Origin of the sequence: Succinimonas sp. (genome assembly GCF_045225735.1) — a bacterium.
GTDB lineage: Bacteria > Pseudomonadota > Gammaproteobacteria > Enterobacterales > Succinivibrionaceae > Succinimonas.
On sequence record NZ_JBGVBR010000230.1, the window covers coordinates 1 to 3,538 of the forward strand.

Consider the following 3,538-nt stretch of genomic DNA (forward strand, 5'->3'; position numbering starts at 1 on the left):
TTCCAGCTCAAGGCCCGGCAGAACGCTTTCGGAAACGGGAGCGGGATCGTCCTGACTGCTGACGGGCGCGCTCACCGTCCGGGCTCCGACCTCTGTCCCGAAGAATTCCCGGAGGGCGTTACTTTCCGAAGCTGCAAGCTCTCTTTTCAGAAGCTCGCCGGATTTGGTGATGACGGCGCCCAGAGATTTCAGGGTCTGTTCCAGCTTGACGGTGTCGACATCGACCTCGGCCTTTACCGTAATGCTGCTGCCGTTTTTATCCTCCTTAAGAAGCCGGTAGGAGGAGGTGAAATCCTGCGGGCGGGCGATAATAATCTTCCGCACCTCGCTGCTGTGCGCCGTTAAAAAATCCCGGGAAGTCATATTGTTCATCAGAGAGCGGGTGGCGTTAAGTCTCGCATTGACCTCGCAGGTGGCGGCATCCTTGCCCCGGGCCTCCACCACCATGACCTCGGCCTGAGCCGCCGTCATGAAAGATCCCATAGCCAGCGCGGCCGCAAGAGCCTTAAGGTGAAAAACGCCCCTCTGAGCCGGCTTAAAATTCCTGCTGCTCATCACTGCTCCTCCTTCTTTTCCGAAAGCATTTCCCGGTAAGCGCCCAGCTGCTTTTCATTGCGGGGGTCTCCGGCGAAACGGCTCATCTCAAAATAGTCCAGCGCGGCGCGGCCGGCCCGATCCCGCGCCGTAACAGCCGCGCCGGCATTGATAAGACTTCTGAAAGTCGATGTATCCGGTTGGGTCAGCGCTATGGCCATAAGAGCGGTGCGGCCCTCTTTGTCGGCGGCGCCGGCATCGGCTCCGGCCCTGACAAGGGAGCTCACGGCGCCGCCGTTCCCGGTTAACGCCGCAGCGATAAGAGGGGTAAGTCCGGTTTGCGCTTCCACTTCGTTTATGTCAGCTCCGGCCTCCTTTAGCTTTTGGATTTCGCTTCTGGTAAGCTTGGCGAGACCGGCGTAAAACATGAGGCCGACCCCGTCAGGAGTTTTGGACTGGACTTTGGCGCCCTTTTCCAGAAAAAGCTCGATAACTCCCGGATTGAATCTGTTCCGCGCCCCCGCCATAATGGCTGCGGTCAGCGGATTTACGCCTCTTTTATTGACGGCATTGACGTCCGCTCCGGCCTCCGCAAGCTTCCGGGCGCAGTATATCCGGTTATCGCTGTTTCCGCCGATGTACTCGAAGACCGCCAGAAGCGCGGTATTTCCCAGATCGTCCCTGATTTCGATATCAGGAGCGAATTCCATCACCCGGTCAAATACTGTTCCGGAAATATTGCGGTGAAACATGAAGTTCAAAAATGGCTCGCCCTTTTTGTTTCTGGTGTTGGGACTGGCGCCATTGGCCACCAGGAATTTCATAAAATCGGTACGGTAATCAAACCTGCCGTCCTTCAGCGCCGCTTCCTGAATCAGCGGGAGCCCCCGGGAGGAAAGCTCGTTGAAATCAGCGCCGTATTTTTTAAAAAGCCCCAGAATCTCCTCATCCTTGCCGTATTCCAGGCCGTAGACTCTTTTTGCCGCCAGCATCAGCGGGCTTTCTCCCAGCCGCCCTTTGGCCTTTACTCCCCGGGCATCAGCGCCGTGCCGCATTACCGCGGTGAATACCGTGTTGTCCTTATCGTTGGACAGGGCCTCGATGAGAAGGGTATCGCCATTGGGAGACTTCCGGGACAGATCGTAGCTTCCGGCATTGATAAAGGGTTCCGCCGCCGGGAGCTTTTTGGTTCCGAAGGCCGTCATGCGGGCAGAGGCCGCTCCCGCAAACTGATAGTCGGCATCGAACCCCCGGGCCAGAAAAAGAGAAAAGAGCTCCGGATTATTGGAACGGGACACCAGCTTGGCAAAAAGGCTTTCGTCTGCGCAATCCTGCGGCAAAGGAGTTCCCGCATTGAGAGAAGCTATAATCCGCTGTTCCGTGCCGGCGTCAATTACGGAAGCAGACAGGCAGACCGCATCCCGGAATTCGTCCGGGGTGAAAGGCTTTGGTTCATCAGCTCCGGCGGCCGAAATCAGAAAAAGAAAAACTGCGGCGCCCAGCGCGGCCGGCGATTTGTCATGAAAAACGGGCATCGGATCTGCACTCCTCTCCTTTGAACACCGGGAATAAAGGGCGGCCGGAAAAGCGCGGCCGAACAGAAATAACGGGAACCGGGAAATGCCGGGACAGCCTGGCTGAAACCCCCCGGGTAAAAAACATCTCCCATCTTACTTGATTATGACATATGGAGCTTTTGGTACGGTGATCCCGGTCTCTCTTTCCGGAAAAGGTCTGTTATCCGCCGGCCCTGAAGGACAGAGCGGGGATTTTTTCAGAAAACAGCTATGCCGTTCGGAAAAGACGCCGAAATCAGGCGCCGTTTTAAAAGCCGATTTCCATATCAAAAGACAGATCGGTCGCCTGATCTGCTTTTTCCTGAAGCTTATCAGTTATGTTATCAACAGAGGTAAAATATCCCGTACCCAGTTCATTCTTTCCTACGCTGTACAGACTGGTTGTCAGGCTCGTTATTTCTATCCCGCCTAAACTTTTCAGCATCTTTTTCACGGCATCCTGACTGTTAAACAGTGTTTTAACAATCACGCTGGCAAAGGTTGCCGGCGGCTTGACAGGGCTCCCGAGGTTGTCATAGGCCTGGGTTTGAAAAAAATTCATTTCACTGTAAACAGTGTTAGCAAAGTTTATTGCAAATGATCTCAGCACCCTTGGCATTCGGCTTCATCCTCTTTCTCTTTGGCTCTGTTATACTTGTCAGTCAAATCGTTAACCATTGTCCTTCTGTTTTCCGCAGACTCATGATCCGGAGGCAGAATATCAATAAGATACTTTTGGAAAAGCTCTGTGACTTCTTTAAGAGGATCGTGGGCAGTGTTAATCGTGGGCTGTGTTAATTCTGTTCAGGACTTTCTCAAAATATTGTCCGCCGGGGTTGTAATCGCTCCTGTTTAAATATTTGGCGTTTAATTCGATAAGATACTGGGGCATGCCATTTTCAAGGAAGAAGTTTTTTATATGAGCCTTGTCTTTGTCAGCCAAATCAGCATCGTCATCAAAATAATGCTCGTCTACATGTACTATTTTTCTCCCCTCGGCGCTCCTGAAGTAATCAGTGAATTTACCCATCACATCCAATTCATCACGCACAGGAGGTTCTTTATTTCCGGAGATATCCCCGTTTTGCACCGTGTCCACCAGAAGCTTTCCCAGCATAATGGTATTGTTCATTTCATCTATGGTATTCTGGAGACGGTTCATGGACTGCACAAAGCAGTAGATCTGCGGGGGAACCTCCATACCGAGTTTCTGAAGTTCGCTTAGCGGTAGTTTCGACTCATTTTGAGCGGAGTCCCCAAGTGTAAAGGTTTGACGGAATTTTCTGTGCACACAACCACAAAACCATTTATATTCAATGCTTCGATATTGATACACGCCAGATAATCCTTTATAATTAAGGATACAGAGGTTGTGTGCACATGAGCTATTTAGCAAAAACTACTTCCAAGGGCCATGATTACTACAAGATCATGGAAAGCTACCGTGA

4 protein-coding genes are annotated in these 3,538 nt (G+C 52.0%); all 4 read right to left on the minus strand.

The features are described 5' to 3' along the window. The coding region (locus ACJROR_RS07930; RefSeq protein WP_406546652.1) for a hypothetical protein at positions 1–555 on the minus strand (555 nt) is incomplete at its 3' end. Continuing rightward, positions 555–2,069, minus strand: coding sequence for an ankyrin repeat domain-containing protein (locus ACJROR_RS07935; protein WP_406546653.1), 1,515 nt, complete (start codon positions 2,067–2,069; stop codon positions 555–557). The genes ACJROR_RS07930 and ACJROR_RS07935, both read right to left, overlap by 1 nt. Positions 2,070–2,358: 289 nt before the next feature. After that, positions 2,359–2,709, minus strand: coding sequence for a hypothetical protein (locus tag ACJROR_RS07940; RefSeq protein WP_406546654.1), 351 nt, complete (start codon positions 2,707–2,709; stop codon positions 2,359–2,361). Between the two features lie 159 nt (positions 2,710–2,868). Then, on the minus strand, positions 2,869–3,291 hold the full coding sequence (locus ACJROR_RS07945; protein WP_406546655.1) for a hypothetical protein: 423 nt from the start codon (positions 3,289–3,291) through the stop codon (positions 2,869–2,871). Positions 3,292–3,538: the final 247 nt, after the last annotated feature.